Annotated in this window: 1 protein-coding gene; it reads right to left on the minus strand. The window is 38.8% G+C overall.

The features are described 5' to 3' along the window. Nucleotides 1-1,775: condensation domain-containing protein (locus CALSC_RS08705; RefSeq protein WP_143288199.1), on the minus strand; the 1,775-nt coding region annotated here is incomplete at both ends.

Raw genomic sequence — 1,775 nt, forward strand, 5'->3', positions numbered from 1 at the left:
CTTAGTTTCCCTAACTTGTGCAAGTAACTTTTTGAAGCTGGGATTGTCTTCAAATCGGGTTCTCAATACCAAAGTATTCACAAAAAAGCCGATTAAACCTTCAATTTCACTACGATTGCGATTTGCTATGGGAAAACCGATTAAAATATCTGACTGACCACTGTAGCGATACAATAAGGTACTAAAAGCCGCGTACAAGGTCATAAATAAAGTAGTACCAGACTTCTGAGAAAGAGTTTGCAACTTAGTCGTTAAATCAGTATTTAAATTAAAACTAATTGTGCGACCTTGGTAAGTTGGTATAGTTGGACGTGGGTAGTCAGTAGGTAATTGTAATAGAGAAGGCGCACCACTCAACTGTTGTTTCCAGTAATCAAGTTGAGTAGAAAGTACTTGACCACTTAAATATTGTTTTTGCCAAACTGCAAAGTCTGCATATTGAATTGGTAATTTTTCTAGAGGAGATGCTTGTCCTTGTATAAAAGCTTGATATAAATTCGATAGTTCTTGGATGAATACTCCCATTGACCAACCATCGGAAACGATATGGTGCATTGTTAATAAAAACACATATTCTGAGGTCGATAGTTGCAATAAACTACATCTTATTAATGGTGCACTTGTTAAGTCAAAGGGGGTAATTGCTTCTTCTTGTGCTTGTTCAATAACTAAATTTTCTCGTTTTGTTGTTTCTAATTGCTGTAAATCCACCAGATTTATGTTGACGGTGGCTTCTGGTTCAATTACCTGTATTGGTTTACCATTCTCAGTTTGGAAGCTTGTGCGTAATACTTCGTGGCGCTGTACTATTGACGCTAAAGCTTGTTGTAAAGCATTAATATCCAAGTTACCACTGATGCGAACAGCTGATGGTATATTGTAAGTACCACTTTTTCCTTCCAGTTGGTTGAGGAACCATAGTCGCTCTTGCGCCCAGGATAATGGTAATTGTTTGGTTTCTGTTCTTGGTTGAATCGGGGGAAGGGTTGATCCGTTATTGGTATTACGTAATTGGGTAATTATTTGGTTTAGTTGAGCAACTGTGGGGGAAGAAAATAATTCTCCTAGGGGTATTTCTATAGAAAAGGCTGAGCGTATTCTGGAAATTAATTGGGTTGCGAGTAGGGAATGTCCCCCTAGGATAAAAAAGTTATCGTAAATTCCGATATTTTCTAGATCCAGTACTTGAGCAAAGATGTTGGCTATTATTTCTTCACTTTGTGTACGTGGTGCGACATACTCAGTCTCTCGTTCAATTTCAGGCACCGGTAATGCTTTACGATCTACTTTACCGTTGGGTGTTACTGGTAAGCTCTCTAAGGTGACAAAAGCACTTGGTACCATGTAGTCTGGTAGCTGTGCCTTGAGGTATTCACGTAGTTGTTGAGTTGTAATTTCTGAGTTGATAACTACGTAGGCTACTAACCGTTTATTACCAGTGTTTTCTTCTGTAGCAATAACGACAGTTTGATTAACTTGAGGATGGGTGGCTAGAACTGCTTCAATTTCTCCCAACTCAATCCGGAAGCCTCGAATTTTCACTTGGTTATCGATGCGACCAAGAAATTCTATATTTCCATCTCTTAAGTAACGAGTCAGGTCTCCTGTTTTGTAAAGACGTTCCGATTTAGAATCATCAAAAGGATTAAGTATGAATTTTTCTGATGTTAGTTGGGGACGGTTGAGGTAGCCTCTTGCCAAACCATCACCACCAATGTAGAGTTCTCCTGGTACACCTACTGGTACTGGTTGTAGATGTGAATCTAAGATATAGA

Origin of the sequence: Calothrix rhizosoleniae SC01 (genome assembly GCF_900185595.1) — a bacterium.
Taxonomy (GTDB): Bacteria; Cyanobacteriota; Cyanobacteriia; order Cyanobacteriales; family Nostocaceae; genus Calothrix_A; species Calothrix_A rhizosoleniae.